The 15544-nt window shown below is 61.7% G+C and carries 13 protein-coding genes and 2 pseudogenes; 10 read left to right on the top strand and 5 right to left on the bottom strand.

Going from position 1 to position 15544, the window contains the following annotated elements:
- Positions 1-31 precede the first annotated feature (31 nt).
- Both ACZ9BE_RS08285 and ACZ9BE_RS08290 read right to left on the bottom strand, forming a co-directional pair.
- Positions 32-649, bottom strand: coding sequence for a DNA-3-methyladenine glycosylase family protein (locus tag ACZ9BE_RS08285; RefSeq protein WP_476249218.1), 618 nt, complete (start codon positions 647-649; stop codon positions 32-34).
- 58 nt (positions 650-707) lie between these two features.
- Positions 708-1791 (bottom strand): annotated as a pseudogene (locus tag ACZ9BE_RS08290) (bifunctional transcriptional activator/DNA repair enzyme AdaA).
- A gap of 109 nt (positions 1792-1900) precedes the next feature.
- Here ACZ9BE_RS08290 and ACZ9BE_RS08295 point away from each other — a divergent pair.
- Positions 1901-2332 carry a VOC family protein gene (locus tag ACZ9BE_RS08295; protein ID WP_476249219.1) on the top strand — a complete coding sequence of 144 codons (432 nt, stop codon included), beginning with the start codon at positions 1901-1903 and terminating at the stop codon, positions 2330-2332.
- Here the strand turns inward: ACZ9BE_RS08295 and ACZ9BE_RS08300 are convergent.
- Positions 2314-3432, bottom strand: a complete 1119-nt coding sequence (locus tag ACZ9BE_RS08300; protein WP_476249220.1) for a carboxylate-amine ligase — start codon at positions 3430-3432, stop codon at positions 2314-2316. The two genes, ACZ9BE_RS08295 and ACZ9BE_RS08300, sit on opposite strands and share 19 nt — an antisense overlap.
- 161 nt (positions 3433-3593) lie before the next feature.
- Here ACZ9BE_RS08300 and ACZ9BE_RS08305 point away from each other — a divergent pair, with 161 nt between their 5' ends.
- The 4 genes from ACZ9BE_RS08305 to ACZ9BE_RS08320 all read left to right on the top strand — a co-directional run bounded on the left by ACZ9BE_RS08305 (position 3594) and on the right by ACZ9BE_RS08320 (position 7717).
- Positions 3594-3869, top strand: a complete 276-nt coding sequence (locus ACZ9BE_RS08305) for a hypothetical protein (RefSeq protein WP_423523379.1) — start codon at positions 3594-3596, stop codon at positions 3867-3869.
- A gap of 194 nt (positions 3870-4063) precedes the next feature.
- Positions 4064-4669 carry a biliverdin-producing heme oxygenase gene (locus ACZ9BE_RS08310; RefSeq protein ID WP_041478637.1) on the top strand — a complete coding sequence of 202 codons (606 nt, stop codon included), beginning with the start codon at positions 4064-4066 and terminating at the stop codon, positions 4667-4669.
- The gene (locus tag ACZ9BE_RS08315) at positions 4666-6903 is read left to right on the top strand and encodes an ATP-binding protein (protein WP_041478638.1); all 2238 of its coding nucleotides are present in this window, start codon (positions 4666-4668) and stop codon (positions 6901-6903) included. Before ACZ9BE_RS08310 ends, ACZ9BE_RS08315 begins: the two co-directional genes overlap by 4 nt.
- A gap of 226 nt (positions 6904-7129) precedes the next feature.
- Complete coding sequence (locus ACZ9BE_RS08320) at positions 7130-7717, top strand: LysE family translocator (protein WP_122750638.1); 588 nt, start codon at positions 7130-7132, stop codon at positions 7715-7717.
- 143 nt (positions 7718-7860) lie between these two features.
- On the opposite strand, the gene ACZ9BE_RS08325 is transcribed toward ACZ9BE_RS08320, so the two are convergent.
- The gene (locus ACZ9BE_RS08325; RefSeq protein WP_476249221.1) at positions 7861-8694 is read right to left on the bottom strand and encodes an AraC family transcriptional regulator; all 834 of its coding nucleotides are present in this window, start codon (positions 8692-8694) and stop codon (positions 7861-7863) included.
- Between the two features lie 162 nt (positions 8695-8856).
- Between ACZ9BE_RS08325 and ACZ9BE_RS08330 the strand changes: the two are divergent.
- A pseudogene (locus ACZ9BE_RS08330) lies at positions 8857-9057 on the top strand (GFA family protein); the annotation flags it as partial.
- A 1113-nt stretch (positions 9058-10170) separates the two neighbouring features.
- On the opposite strand, the gene ACZ9BE_RS08335 reads toward ACZ9BE_RS08330, so the two are convergent.
- Positions 10171-11001 (bottom strand): alpha/beta fold hydrolase, encoded by an 831-nt coding sequence (locus ACZ9BE_RS08335; protein ID WP_150635694.1) that lies wholly within the window; start codon positions 10999-11001, stop codon positions 10171-10173.
- A gap of 247 nt (positions 11002-11248) precedes the next feature.
- Between ACZ9BE_RS08335 and ACZ9BE_RS08340 the strand changes: the two genes are divergently transcribed.
- The 4 genes from ACZ9BE_RS08340 to ACZ9BE_RS08355 are packed head-to-tail and all read left to right on the top strand — an operon-like array spanning position 11249 to position 15486.
- The gene (locus ACZ9BE_RS08340) at positions 11249-11704 is read left to right on the top strand and encodes a (2Fe-2S)-binding protein (RefSeq protein WP_010459764.1); all 456 of its coding nucleotides are present in this window, start codon (positions 11249-11251) and stop codon (positions 11702-11704) included.
- A 22-nt stretch (positions 11705-11726) separates the two neighbouring features.
- Entirely contained in the window at positions 11727-13889 is a 2163-nt protein-coding gene (locus ACZ9BE_RS08345; RefSeq protein ID WP_476249222.1) for a xanthine dehydrogenase family protein molybdopterin-binding subunit, read from the top strand.
- 1 nt (position 13890) lies between these two features.
- Positions 13891-14469 carry a hypothetical protein gene (locus tag ACZ9BE_RS08350; protein WP_016774149.1) on the top strand — a complete coding sequence of 193 codons (579 nt, stop codon included), beginning with the start codon at positions 13891-13893 and terminating at the stop codon, positions 14467-14469.
- Positions 14470-14523: 54 nt separating this feature from the next.
- Positions 14524-15486 (top strand): sensor domain-containing diguanylate cyclase, encoded by a 963-nt coding sequence (locus ACZ9BE_RS08355; protein ID WP_252883563.1) that lies wholly within the window; start codon positions 14524-14526, stop codon positions 15484-15486.
- The last annotated feature ends 58 nt before the right edge of the window (positions 15487-15544 follow it).

Here is a 15544-nt window from a genome sequence, read left to right on the forward strand (position 1 = left end):
CGAGCCTGCTCGCGAAGAACGATAACGCGGTCTAAACCTTGGCCACGCGCCACAGATACCAGGCCGCAAGCGTCCGATAAGGTTTCCACGCCTGGCCAATCTCGATCATCTGTTTGCGCGTCGGCTGCACCTCCAGTCCCTTCAAGCGCCGATATCCCTCACGCACGCCAAAATCATCCGCCGGCAGGATGTCCATACGTTCCAGGCTGTAGATCAACAGCATCTCCACGGTCCAGCGGCCGACCCCGCGCAGGCTGGTCAGGCGTTCGATCAGGGTTTCATCGTCCATCGCCCGTGCAGTCGGGTAGTCGGGGACCACGCCGTCCAGCGAAGCCTGGGCGATCCCTTGAATCGTCGCAATCTTGCTCGCCGAAAAACCACAAGCACGCAGGCGCTCGACCTCGGTAGCCAGAATCTGCTGCGGACGCGGAAACGCCTGGCCGGGGAACAACTCCACCAAACGCCCAAGGATCGCATCGCCGGCCTTGGGGTGCAGTTGCTGATAGGCAATCGCCCGTACCAGCGATTCATACGGGTCGCGCGCTGGATGTGGCTGATGCCGACATGGCCCGACGGCGTTGATATGGCGTTGCCAGTCAGTGTCTATCGCGGCCAGAAAAGCGCTGGCCATCTCATACATGTCAGCCATGTTGCGGTGATTCGAACGTACTCATCGAAATCCCTGTTTGCCTGTTGGATCGCATGGCTCAAAAAGCCAATTGTTGAGTCATTTGCAGCGCGGCGTTTTCCAGTCTGAGCAGGAACGCCTTGCGCGGTTGTCCGCCACCATAACCGGTCAGCGAGCCGTCTGCGCCGATCACCCGGTGGCACGGGACCACAATCGACAGGCGATTGTGCCCATTGGCCAGGCCGACGGCACGGCTTGGCGCCGGGTTTGCCCAAGCCTGCCGCGATGGCGCCGTACGTGCTGGTGTGACCGTAGGGAATTTGCAGCAGCGCCGCCCACACCTCACGGGCGAAAGTGCTGCCGGGCAGGTGCAGCGGCACGCTGAACTGAGTGAGTTTGCCGGCGAAATAATCCGCCAGTTGCACCTCGATCTGCTGCAAGTGGGCGTTATGCCCCGGTGCAATCGCGTAGCCATAACGGTTCTGCAGCGCTTCGACTTCGCGGGTCAGCGCCGGTCGATCGAGAAACTCCAACAACACCAGCCCGCGCCGCTCGGCCATGGCGATCATCGGCCCCAACGGCGTGGTCAGGCGGGTGAACAGCAACGGCTCACTGTTGGCCGCACGGCCCGGGGTGATGTGGAAGGACTTCTGAAACGCATCGCGAAAACCGCTGAGCGACTCGTAGCCGGAGTCAAACGCCGCGTGATCGATCGACGTGCCTTGCCTGATCCCGCCCAAGGCCATGCCGAGGCGACGTGTGCGCAGCCAGGCGTGGAACGTCATACCGAAGTGCTGCTTGAACCAGCGTCGCAGTTTCAGCGGTTCGATGCCCTCGGCGAGCAATTGCGCATCGCTCCAGCGCCGTTCGGGATCGGCGTCCACCGCATTGAGCAGGCGCTGCACCCAGTCCGGGGCAATGGCTGCCGCGTCCAGCGGTTTGCAGCGCAGGCAGGCGCGATAACCGGCGCACAGGCACTCGTCGGCGTGGGCGAAGAATTCGACGTTTTCCGGTTTCGGCTTGCGCGCCGTGCAACTGGGGCGGCAAAAGATCCCGGTGGTTTTCACGGCGGTGAAGAACACGCCTTCATAGGCAGTGTCGCGCTCGAGCATGGCGCGAACCATTTCGGCGTGGGGCGGCAGGACAGCGGCTGGTATGTTCATGACGTGAGAGTAAATCCGCTTTGTCGATGGCTCCACCGAAAAATCGACAGTGAATTTTTTCCCTTGTGCAGCACAATGGGCGGGTCGCCGCTTTCGAGGAAGCCAACCCATGCATCCGTTTTCCATTCAGCGCATCGATCACATCGTTCTGCGCGTCGCCGACCTGCAACGCAGCATCGATTTCTACGCCAGGGTGTTCGGCGCCGAAGTGGTCAGGCATAACCAGCCGCTGGGGCTGGTGCACCTGCGGGCCGGTACGTCGATGATCGATCTCGTCGATTTGGCGGGCGAACTCGGGCGCAAGGGCGGTGGCGCGGCGCAGGCGCAGCGACGCAATGTCGACCACTTCTGCCTGCGCATCGAACCGTTCGACGAAGCCGCGCTCATCGCCCATCTGCAATCGTTCGGGCTGACCGTTGCACAAGCCGCCAGGCGTTTTGGCGCCGAGGGTTACGGCTTGTCGCTGTACTGTTTTGACCCGGACGGCAATCAGGTCGAACTCAAAGGCCCGTCCGAGAGCGATCAGCCAGCGGTTTCCTGAAGCAGCAGCTCGGCCACTTGCCCGAGGGCCGAACGGCCGTTTTGCGCTTGTTCAGACGCCAGATTGAACAGCGCCAGTTGCCGATCGGCGCTGGTGCCGCTGTCGATGATCGTCCGCGCACGCTCGAACAACTGCGCCGCGCCCAATACCTGTGCCGTTTCGGCAAAACGCTGCTCGGCCAGTTCCAGCCATTGCGCGAGCGAACAGTCGCCGTCGATGCCTTCGACCAAATAGCGCCCATGAATTCCCAAGCGTTTGGCCCGCCAGCGATTTTCCTCCAGCATCGAACGTGCGGTCTGGTCATAGAGCAATCCTGGCCGCCGCTGCGCACTGGCGTGAGCCACCAGAACGCGAAAGAACGCCGCAAGGGTCAGCGCATCCTCGACCCGAGGGCAAGCGTCAGTCATACGCAGTTCCAGGGTCGGAAAACGCGCTGCCGGGCGCACGCCCCACCAACACTCGCCGGGCTGGCTGATCGCGCCGATACGCATGAGAAACGCCAAGTGTTCGTCGTAATGGCGCTGATCGACAAACAGCGGCGGGATGCCCATGCGTGGCCATTCGTCACTCGCGGTCTGCCGATAGCTCATGAAACCGCTGGCGGCGCCATCCCAGATCGGCGACGAACAACTCAGCGCCAACAGCAGCGGCGTCCACGGCAGGATTTCGTTCATCACGGCGATGCGATCCAGCGGCTCGATCACCTCGACGTGCACATGCAGCCCCGACAACACGCTGCGGCGGACAACATGGCCGTAGCGCTCGAACAGATGATGGAAATGTTCCTCGTCGGTCGGAACCTGCTCGCGCCAGTCGGCCAGCGGATGACTGCCGGCGCTGAGCACGCCCAGAGCAAACGGTTCAAGGGCTGCACCCAAGGGCTGACGGCTGCCACGGAGAAAATCGCCAGCGTGCACAAAGTCGCTGAACACCGGCGAAGCCACTTCGATCTGGCCCTGAAACATCTCCGTGGCAAACCACACACCCAGCGCCGCCCTGCAAGCCTCGATGGCCTGTGGGGGCGGACTGCCGACCATGCGCAGGCTCTGCAGGTCAGTGAGAAAGTACTCTTCCTCAATGCCGAATCGCGGCTGGCTCATGACGGTGCTCGAGCAAGTGGTTCTCTTGAGAACCGTGCGCCGTTGCGGTGGTTCACGCCAGGCGACCAGTGCCCCGCGAATGCACCGTTGGTCTTGTCCATTGCACTTGAGCGGCCGAGGCGTTTCCAAACAAGTCCGATCAACGTGTTCTGGAGGCAGACATGAGCAACCCATCCAGCAACGACAAAGCGCTTGAGCAAACCGTCAATGCCAACGACGACGGCTTCGCCATCGGCACGGCCGGGCGCGATGAAGACCCCAACGCCACCACCGACTGGGATGTCAGCCGCGATAACGAGGATGTCATGACGCCGGACGATACTCGCGGTCTGCCCGGTTATCCCGGCGCCGAAAAAAACAATCCTTCGAAACCCGTTGCCGACAGCAGCGTACCGGCCAACGGCGATCCATCGGTGCAGAACGACGGCGCTGATTGAGGTGGTCAGCAGTGGCAGGATAATGGCGTCGGTCGAACTTTTCTGATCCGGCGCCACTCTGAACCTGTCATAGGGTCGCAGTTCGACAGAAAAAACGCTTCGGCAGGCAGAAAAAGCCGCGTGGCGTGATAAATTCCCCCCACGTCGAGCCCACCCAGAATGGCCCCTGCCGGGTCCCACCAAGAGCGATCTACATGCAAGCAAAGGCCCGTGAGGTTTATGTGCCACCGGTGCTGCAAGATCTGCGGGCCGGCACAGCCGAACTGCACATCGCACTGGAAAAACGCCTTCCTTTTTTTACCGATACCCTCGATACCCCCGCATTCGAGCGCTTGATGGCGGCCTATTACGGTTTTTATCAGCCGCTGGAACGGGCGTTGCTCGCCAGTGGCGCTGTCCCGGATGATTTCGATCTGACGCCTCGTTTGAAGGCCGAGACCTTGCACGCCGACCTGCGCGCGCTGGGCGCGACGACCAATGATTTGCCGCTGTGCGAGGACTTGCCGGTGATCGACTCCAGCGCCGCCAGTCTCGGTGTTTTGTACGTGCTCGAAGGCGCCACTCTCGGCGGGCAGATCCTGCGTCGGGAGATCGCCGCGCGGCTGAATCTGGACGCCGACAATGGCGCTGCCTTCCTCGACGTCTACGGCGCGGCCACCGGGCGGCGCTGGCGTGAGTTCATCGAATACCTGAGCAACCGGCCCATGGCGGCCAGCGAACGCGCGGCCGTGGTCAGCGCAGCACAAACCACATTCAGCTGTTTCGAGCAGTGGCTCGAGCGCCAGGAGGTACTGGCATGAACCCGCAAGACCCACAAGCCTTTGAAGAACTGCTGGCCAACTGTGCCGACGAGCCGATCCGCTTTCCTGGCGCGATCCAGCCCCATGGTTTGCTGCTGACCCTGACCGAGCCTGCGCTGCAGATCATTCAGGTCAGCGCCAACGTCGAAACCCTGCTGGCCCGCGCGCCCGAATCGCTGATCGGCCAGCCGCTGCACAGCCTGATCGGCGCCGAACACACCGCGCACGTGCTTGAAGCCTTGCAGCAGACAGCGTTTTCCGAGGCGGCGCCGCTACGATTCGAGCTCAACGGCACTGAATTCGAAGGTTTGCTGCACCGCCATCAGGGCGTGCTGATTCTCGAGCTGGAAATCCATGTGAAGAATTTCCAGCCGCGCAACGTCGCCGGCGTCAATACCCACCTGGGCCGCATGCTCCAGCGCCTGCAAGCGGCGACCACGCTGCAGGCCCTGTACGACATCAGCGTCAAGGAAATCCAGGCGATGACCGGTTACGACCGGGTGCTGATCTATCGCTTCGAGGAAGAGGGCCACGGTCAGGTCATCGCCGAAGCGTCCGATCCGTCGATGGAAGTGTTCAACGGCCTGTTCTTCCCGGCTTCGGACATTCCCGAGCAGGCGCGCGAGCTGTACCGCACCAATTGGCTGCGGATCATCCCCAACGCCGATTATCAGCCAGTGCCACTGGTGCCGAAGCTGCGCCCGGACACGCAAACGCCGCTGGACCTCAGTTTCGCCACGCTGCGCAGCGTCTCGCCGATTCATTGCCAGTACATGAAGAACATGGGCGTGCTGTCGTCGATGAGCATTTCCCTGCTCAAGGGCGACAAGCTCTGGGGCCTGATCAGCTGCGGCAATCGCCAGCCGCTGCACGTGCCGCATGAATTGCGCATGGCTTGCCAGACCATCGGCCAGGTCCTGTCGTTGCAGATCAGTGCCATGGAAACCCTTGAACTGACCCGCCAGCGTGAAGAGAAGGTCGAAGCGCTGGCGCGGCTCAATCAGGCGATGGTCGATTCGCCGCAAAATGTTTTCGACGGCCTCGCCCAGCAGCCAGCGACGCTGATGGCGCTGGTCAATGCCGGCGGCATCGCGATCATCGAAGACAAGCAGTTGCACCGTTACGGCAACTGCCCGGCGCCGGAAGAAATTCGCGCGCTGCACAAGTGGTTGCAGGCGCGCGGCGAGCCGGTGTTCGCCAGCCATCACCTGTCCAGCGTTTACCCGCCGGCGGCGCAGTATCAGTCTGTGGCCAGCGGTGTGCTCGCCATGAGCCTGCCCAAACCGGTGGACAACGGCGTGCTGTGGTTCCGTCCGGAAGTGAAGGAAAACATCAACTGGAGTGGCGATCCGCGCAAACCGCTGGATCTGGAAACCTCCGATGCCGGGATGCGCCTGCGTCCGCGTACCTCGTTCGAAATCTGGAAAGTCGAGATGGCCGGGATTTCCACCAAGTGGAGCCACGGTGACCGGTTCGCCGCCAATGATCTGCGCCGTTCAGCGCTGGAAAACGATCTGGCCCGTCAGGTACGTCGCGAGCAGGCGGCTGTGCAGGCGCGCGATGATCTGGTGGCGGTGGTTTCCCACGACCTGCGCAACCCGATGACGGTGATTTCGATGCTCTGCGGCATGATGCAGAAAGCCTTCAGCTCGGAAGGCGCGCACACTTCGCGGCGTATCTCCACTGCAATCGACACCATGCAGCAGGCCACGGCGCGGATGAACACGCTGCTGGAGGACCTGCTCGATACCTCGAAAATCGATGCCGGGCGTTACTCGATCACCCCGCAGGCGCTGGAGGTCGGGCACATCTTTGAAGAGGCCCAAGCGTTGCTGTCGCCGCTGGCCCATGACAAGGACATCAGCATTTCCTTCCAGGCCGATCCTGACCTGCGCATCCACGCCGACCCCGAGCGGCTGTTTCAAGTGCTGTCGAACCTGGTGGGCAACGCCATCAAGTTCACCCCGCGCATGGGCACCGTCGGCGTACACGCGAAATCGGTGGGCGACGAGATCGTGTTCATCGTGCGTGACAGTGGTGAAGGCATTCCCAAGGAGCACTTGCCGCATGTGTTTGATCGCTACTGGACGATAAAGGAAGGCAACCCGACCGGCACTGGCCTTGGTTTGTACATCACTCAAGGCATCGTCGAAGCCCACGGCGGCCAGATCGTCGCCGAGAGCGAGCCGGGGCAGGGCAGCGAATTCCGCTTCACCGTGCCGCGCCTGGCCTGAGTGCCCCCTGTAGGTTTTGATCGTTCCCATGCTCTGCGTGGGAATGCCTCTACGGACGCTCTGCGTTCGGCTCTGAATGGGACGCAGAGCGTCCCGGGCTGCATTCCCACGCAGAGCGTGGGAACGATCAGATCAGATTCGCAGCCTCAGGGTCATTTTCTTCAATACCGCAAATCCCCCGCCCGCTACCGTAGCCACCTCGTTCCTCGTTTGAAGCAGGTGTGCAATGAGTCTGATTCTTTCCATGGCGGCGTTTGCCCTCGCCGCATCCATCACCCCCGGGCCGGTCAATATCGTCGCCTTGAGTTCCGGCGCGCAGTACGGTTTCCGCGCCAGCCAGCGGCACGTGGCCGGGGCGACGTTGGGGTTTGTGCTGTTGCTGGTGCTGATGGGGCTGGGCCTGCATGAGGTGCTGCAACTGTGGCCATTCATGACCCGCGTGGTGCAATGGGCCGGGGTGGCGTTTCTGTTGTTCATGGCCTGGAAACTGGCCAGCGATGACGGCCAACTGAACACCAGCGAGTCCGGCCGTGCGCCGTCGATGCTCTATGGCGCGGTGATGCAATGGCTCAACCCCAAGGCCTGGCTGGCATGCGTGGCCGGCATGGGCGCGTTTGTCGCCGACGGCGAGGCGCGGCTGGTCTGGCAGTTTGCGGCGGTGTATCTGGTGATCTGCTATCTGTCGGTGGGCTGCTGGGCGTATGCCGGGACGTTTTTGCGCGGTTATCTGAGCAATGCCGCCGGGATGCGCTGGTTCAATCGGTTGATGGCGTTGTTGCTGGCGGTGAGTGCGCTTTATTTGCTGTTCACTTGATTGACAGGCCCACCACAACCCCCTGTGGGAGCGAGCCTGCTCGCGAACGCGGTGTGTCATTCAACACTTCACTGACTGATCCACCGCATTCGCGAGCAGGCTCGCTCCCACAAGGGGGGCAGTGTTCAACTTTGAGTATGAAGTCAGCCGCGATACTGCCCCGGCGTTGCCGCCAGATGTTGTTTGAACGCTCGCTGAAAATGCGCCTGATCGGCAAACCCGGCCTGGAGCGCGACATCGGCAATCAATTGGCCGCTGCGCAAGCGCTCGCGGGCGAACTGGATGCGCTGGTTGACCACGAACGCATGGGGCGTCATCCCGTAGCGCTGCTTGAACGCGCGAATCAGGTATGACGGCGACAGCTGCGCCGCCGCGCAAATCGCCTCGAGGCTGAGCACTTCGGTGCAATGTCCACGGATGAAATCAGCGGCGCGTTCCAGCTTGAAATTCGGCTCATCGACGGGCTCATCCGCCGGATTGAGGCGGACCTGCAAATCACTGAAAAACTCTACCGCCGCGCTGTGTTTCGCCAGCGCCTCCATTTGGTCGTCGAGCAAAACCTCATACAACCCCATCAATTTGCCGAACAGCTCGGCATCAGCCAGATGCGTGTCGGAAAATCGCCGGAATTCCAGCTCCCCGGCAAACCCCAATTGATGCTGCAAATCCGTCAGCCACGGCGTTTCGACATACAACATCACGTACGACCAAGGCTGATCATCGATCGGATTGCAGGCGTGTACATCGCCGGGATTCATCAGCACCACGGTGCCGGCCGCCACCTCAAATTGCGCCTGCTCATGCACATAGGTACTGCGCCCGGCGGTGATTGCGCCTATGGAAAAGTGCGCATGGGAATGCCGCGCATAACAGACTTCACGCCCATCCGCGATGGCCCGCGCTTCGATGAAGGGCAGGGCGTCGTCGCGCCAGAAGCGCGGGGCTTTCTCGGGGTTTTTCGCTGTGGCGTGTTTCATCGTGATCGTCCCGGCAGGTCAGCGTCCGAGTGTATTAGCTCTGGCCGGCGAATGCCCGTTGCAGTGCGGCAACATTGAGTTCTTTCATCTGAAACATCGTCTGCATTGCAGCGCCGACTGTTATAGGCTCTGGGGGCGTGACACCACGAGCGCGATGGAGATTTCTGCCCGCGCTGTGGCTCGTAAGTGTTCAACCGCAGTGGTGATGAGGTCGAGGTGAACCTCGGCGCGCGGGATGCGCCGGATCAGTTGAAGCCGACCTATGAGAGCTGGATTGTGCGGCGTGAATCGTGGCTGCCGGATTTTCCGCTGGCCAGGCATTACCGTGGTGATCGTGAAGGCGAAGGGCGGGCAGAGGGGTAGGGGATTGATTCAGCCTTCAGCACGCTTGCGATTTCTGTGGGGGCGAGTCTGCTCGCTAAGGCTTTTTGTCAGGCGGTGGTTTTTTTTGAGTGGGTACATATCCATTGCTGCGGTAACGGCTGCTTAGGGTTCCGCCCTTACGGCGGGTCACTTTTTCCAAACGCCGAAAAAGTAACCAAAAAGGCTTGCTCCTGCGTTCGGCCCTCGCAGGCTCGGGTTCCTTCGCTCCGGGACTGATCCGGGCGCAGCGGCTCCGGTTTGCTTCGCTGCACCTCCTTCCGCTGTGTCTGGCTGCGCCAGACGGTCGCTGCGCTCCCACGCCCGGATCAATCCCTCCACTCAGCCTTCCGACGTCGCCGGTGGATCAAGATCAAAAGCAGGCGAGCTGACACTCGGCCTAAGGCGAACGCGGAGACTGTAGGAGCTGCCGAAGGCTGCGATCTTTTGCTCTTGCTCTTGCTCTTGCTCTTGCTCTTGCTCTTGTAGGAGTGAGCCTGCTCGCGATAGCTATCTCAAAGATACGAATGAGCAGCGGACCTGCCCTGATCCCTGTGGGAGCTGGCTTGCCAGCGATGGCGGCCTTGTAGCCGACCAGTCTCTGACGGATATACCCAATCCCAACTGTGGGAGCTGGCTTGCCAGCGATGGCGGCCTTATAGCCGACCAGTCTCTGGCGGATATACCCAATTCCAACTGTGGGAGCTGGCTTGCCAGCGATGGCGGCCTTATAGCCGACCAGTCTCTGGCGGATATACCCAATTCCAACTGTGGGAGCTGGCTTGCCAGCGATGGCGGCCTTATAGCCGACCAGTCTCTGGCGGATATACCCAATTCCAACTGTGGGAGCTGGCTTGCCAGCGATGGCGGCCTTATAGCCGACCAGTCTCTGGCGGATGTACCCAATTCCAACTGTGGGAGCTGGCTTGCCAGCGATGGCGGCCTTGTAGCCGACCAGTCTCTGACGGATATACCCAATCCCAACTGTGGGAGCGAGCCTGCTCGCGAAAGCGGAGTGTCATTCGCAGATAATTGGACTGGAGAGACGCCTCGCGGGCAAGCCCGCTCCCACAGGGGATCAGTGTTTGCCAATTGCAGTAAGCCTGATTGAGGCGGTTACCCGCGAATAAACGCCAACAAATCCGCATTGATGGTTTCAGCCTGCGTGGTCGGCATGCCATGCGGAAATCCTGGGTACGACTTCAGTGTGCCGTTGGGCAGCAGTTTCGCCGATAACGGTGCGGAGTTGGCGTAAGGCACGATCTGGTCATCCTCGCCGTGCATGACCAGCACCGGCACGGTGACTTTTTTCAGGTCTTCGGTGAAGTCGGTCTGCGAGAAGGCGATGATGCCGTCGTAATGCGCCTTGGCCCCGCCGATCATGCCCTGGCGCCACCAGTTGGCGATGATCCCTTCCGCCGACTCGGCGCCCGGGCGGTTGTAGCCGTAGAAAGGTCCGCTCGGCACATCGCGATAGAACTGCGCGCGATTCGCCGCCAACTGCGCCTGAAAGCCATCGAACACCGATTTCGGCAAACCGCCCGGGTTGCTTTCGGTCTGCACCATCAACGGTGGCACGGCGCTGATCAACACCGCTTTGCTGACCTTGTCCTGACCATGCCGGGCGATGTAATGGATCACTTCGCCGCCGCCGGTGGAATGGCCGACGTGGACAACGTCGCGCGTACCCAGATGATTAACCACTGCCAGCACATCGTCGGCGTAGTGATCCATGTCGTGGCCGTCCCAGACCTGGCTTGAGCGGCCATGTCCGCGTCGATCATGAGCAATCACCCGAAAGCCCTGTGCCAGGAAAAACAGCATCTGCGCGTCCCAGTCATCCGAGCTGAGCGGCCAGCCGTGGTGGAAGTGGATCACCGGCGCGTCGCGCGGCCCCCAGTCCTTGTAGAAGATGTCGACGCCGTCTCGAGTGGTGACAAAGCCCATATTCGTTACTCCTGACCTGTGATGGACAACCGCGAGGTTCGCGGACCGGTTGCGCAGAGATACGACGACTCAGTGCGAGCCGTTATCAACTGTAGGAGCAAAGCCGGGGTCTGCATGACCGCTGGTCACAACGTGTGGCTTGCTGCGCAAATTAGGCTTTGCTGAAAGGGATAAGCGCGGGCGTCCGTAGGTTTTTGCGACCACAGCGACGCCCCTTTGCAATACGTGAGTTTGAGGAAATCACCCGATGCTGACCCTGAATATCAATGGCAAGGACCAAGAGCTCGATGTCCCCGCCGACATGCCGCTGCTCTGGGTTCTGCGCGATGTCGCGCACCTGACCGGGACCAAGTTCGGTTGCGGCATGGCCCAGTGCGGCGCCTGCACCGTGCACGTCGACGGCGCGCCATTACGCTCCTGCATTACCCCGGCGACTGCCGTCGCCCATGGGCAGAAAATCCTCACCATCGAGGGCTTGTCCACCGATGGCTCGCACCCGGTGCAGCAGGCCTGGGCCGAGCTGGACGTGGTGCAGTGCGGTTATTGCCAGTCCGGGCAGATCATGTCCGCCGCCGCATTGCTGGCGAAAATTCCCAAGCCCACCGACAGCGATATCGATCAGGCGCTCTCCGGCAATATCTGCCGCTGCGGCACCTATCCGCGCATTCGCGCTGCGGTCAAACGCGCCGCCGAAATCGGCTGAGTCATTCTCTGGGAGAGGAACGATGAACAGTCCTGTATCGCGTCGCGGGTTTCTCAAGGGCAGCGCACTGTTAAGCGGCGGCCTGATGGTGGCGTTTGTGGTGCCCGGGGCCAACCGCTTTGCCCGGGCGGCAGAAAATCAGAACAAGACCTTCGCACCCAACGCGTTTCTGCGCATCGCGGCGGACAACAGCGTCACCGTGCTGCTCGGTCATTCGGAAATGGGCCAGGGCATCTGGACCGGCCTGACCATGCTGATCGCCGAAGAACTGGACGCCGACTGGTCGAAAATCCGCGTCGAGCACTCGCCAGCCTCGGCGGCGGATTACGGGTTGCCGGCATTTGGCGGCATGCAGATCACCGGTGGCTCGACGTCGACCTGGATGGAATTCGACCGCTATCGACTCGCCGGGGCGACGGCGCGGCAGATGCTGGTGGAAGCGGCGGCGAAACGCTTCGACGTCGCCCCGTCGACGATTCGCACGGAGTCCGGCGTGGTCATCGCCGGGGACCAACGCGCGACCTACGGCGAACTGGCCGATGCCGCCGGGCAACTGCCGGTGCCGGACCAGAAAACCATCACTTTCAAGGAAGCCAAGGACTGGAAAGTCATCGGCAAACCGACCAAGCGCCTCGATACCCCGGAGAAGATCACCGGCCGCGCCAAGTTCGGCATGGACGTGCAGTTTGAAGGCCTGATGACCGCGATGGTCGCCCGCGCCCCGGTGTTCGGTGCCACGGTGAAATCCTTCGAAGGCGCCGCAGCGCTGGCCATTCCCGGCGTACACAAGGTTGTGCAGGTGCCCAGCGGCGTAGCGGTGGTGGCCGAGCATTTCTGGGCGGCGAAGCTGGGCCGTGATGCGCTGAAGGTCGATTGGGACCTTGGGCCGTTGGCCGACATGAGCAGTGAAAAGCTGCTGGAGAGTTTCCGCAAACTGGCGGCGACGCCGGGCACCTCGGCCACGCAGGCTGGAGATGCCAAGGCCAATTTCGGCAAAGCCGCGAAAAAAATCGAGGTCGAATACAGCGTGCCGTATCTGGCCCACGCGCCGATGGAACCGCTCAATTGCACGGTGAAAATCAGCGCCGGAAAATGCGAGATCTGGACCGGCACGCAATTTCAGACGCTGGACCAAATGGTCGCCAGCAAGATCACCGGGCTCAAGCCCGAACAGGTCGAAATTCACACGGAATTTCTCGGCGGTGGCTTCGGTCGCCGTGCCAATCCGACTTCGGACTTCGTCGCCGAAGCGGTGCAAGTGGCGAAAGCGGCGGACCTGCCGGTGAAAACCGTGTGGGCGCGCGAAGATGACATTCGCGGCGGCTACTATCGTTCGATGTACCTGCACAAGGCGCAGGTCGGGCTGGGCGCTGATGGTTTGCCGATGAGCTGGCAGCATGTGCTGGTCGGCCAGTCGATCATGGCCGGGACGATGCTCGAGGCAGCGATGGTCAAGAACGGCATCGATGCCACCTCGGTCGAGGGCGTGGCCGACAGTCCGTACATCAAGGATCTGCCTCATCATCAGGTCGAGCTGCATTCGCCGCAGACTGGCATCAATGTGTTGTGGCTGCGTTCGGTGGGCCATACCCACACGGGTTTTGTCATGGAATCGCTGATCGATGAACTGGCGACGGCGGCGGGCAAGGATCCGGTGGAGTACCGACGAACGCTGCTCAAGGCGCACCCGCGCCACCTCGGCGTGCTCAATCTGGCGGTGGAGAAGGCCAACTGGGGCGCGCCGTTGCCGGACGGGCATGCTCTGGGCGTGGCGGTGCACGAGTCGTTCGGCAGCTATGTGGCGCAGGTTGCCGAGGTGTCGCAGGACAATCTGGCGATCCGCGTGCATCGGGTGGTCTGCGCGGTGGACTGCGGCATTGCAGTGAATCCGCAGAGCGTCGCCGCGCAGATGGAATCGTGCATCACCTTCGGTCTCGGCATGGCGTTGCACAGCAAGCTCACCGTCAAGGACGGCGGCGTCGTGCAGTCCAACTATCACGATTATCAGGTGCTGCGGCTCAACGAAATGCCGGTGGTGGAAGTGCACATCGTCCCCAGCAGCGAAAAACCCGGCGGCATTGGCGAACCCGGCGTGCCACCGACCGCGCCGGCCGTGGCCAACGCCGTGTTCGCCTTGACCGGGCAACGCCTGCGCGAACTGCCACTGCAACTGTCGGGGGTCTGAGATGAAACGACATCTTGTGTTGGGCACCGTCGTGTTGCTCGGTCTTGGTGGCTATGCCTCGGACCTGTTTGCCGAGGATCAGGAAGCTCTGAAAGCCTTTGGCACGGTGCAGAAAGTCTTTCAGAGCCCGCGCTGCCAGAACTGCCACATTCCCGGCGATTCGCCGTTGCAGTTCGACGCTGGCATCCCTCACGCGATGAATGTAGTGCGCGGCATGGATGGCAAGGGCGCCGCCGGTTTGCCCTGCGCCACCTGTCACGCTGAAAGCAATCCGCCGGCCAGTTATGGCCCCCATGCGCCGCCGGGTGCGCCGCACTGGAGCCTGCCGCCAGCGGCACACAAAATGGCCTGGATCGGCCTGCCCTCGGACAAGCTCTGCGCGATGATCAAGGACCGCGCGAGCAACGGCGATCGGGATTTTGCCGCGCTGTTAAAACACGTCAGCGAAGACAAACTGGTGCTCTGGGGCTGGAATCCCGGGGCAGGGCGCGCACCGGTGCCAGTGCCGCACGATATCTTCGTCGCGCAATTCAAACTCTGGGCCGATGCCGGCGGGCCGTGTCCGGTGGCGCAAATGTGATGCCCCGACGATTAAGCGCTACGCTGAACGCATGACTGTCTACGGAGTGTGCGCATGCTGGTGCCCGGAAAACCTGCCAATGAAGCTGCACGTATCGACGCGCTGCATGGCCTCAACCTCGACTCGGCCCCTGAAGAGCGTTTCGATCGTCTGACGCGCCTGGCCAAGCGCCTGTTCAACGTGCCGATCGCCCTGGTCACGCTGGTCGACAAGGATCGCCAGTGGTTCAAGTCCTGTGTGGGTCTGGATGTCAGCGAGACGTCCCGCGATGTCTCGTTCTGCGGCCATGCGATTTTGCAAAACGAGCTGATGCTGGTGCCCGATGCGCTGGAAGATTTGCGCTTTCATGACAACCCGTTGGTCACCGGCGCACCGAATATTCGCTTTTACGCCGGTTATCCGCTGACCGTACCGGACGGTAACAAAATGGGCACCTTGTGCCTGATCGATACCAAACCCCGCCATCTCGACGACGAAGAGCGAGCCTTGTTGCGCGACCTCGCGGAGATGGCCGAGCAAGAGCTGACGGCGGTGCAGATGGCAAGCATGGATGAACTGACGCTGCTGTCCAATCGCCGTGGTTTCAAGCAACTGGCCCAGCATGCGCTGGATGCCTGCGCACGTTTGAACCGACCGGCGACGCTGTTGTTTTTCGATCTCAACGACTTCAAGCAGATCAACGATCTGTACGGGCATGCCGAAGGTGACAGTGCGCTGAAGACCTTCGCCGATGTGTTGCGCATTGCCTTTCGCGAGAGCGATGTGGTGGGGCGCTTGGGCGGTGATGAGTTCGTCGCGTTGCTGACCGGCTCGAGCCACGTTGAAACCACGCGGATCATGGCGCGGCTCAAGGAAATCCTCGAAGAGCGCAACGCCACGCTGCACCGTGGTTACGCGATTCGTTTCAGCGTCGGCCAGATCGAATACGACCCCACACGCCACGAAACCGTTGATCGCCTGCTCGCCGATGCGGATGGCGCGATGTATGCGCACAAGCAAGCTCTGAAAGGCTGTTAGTAACGGCCCCATCGCTGGCAAGCCAGCTCCCACAGAGTCCAGTGACGTTAATGAGGTG

It is taken from the genome of Pseudomonas sp. TE9122 (assembly GCF_056278925.1).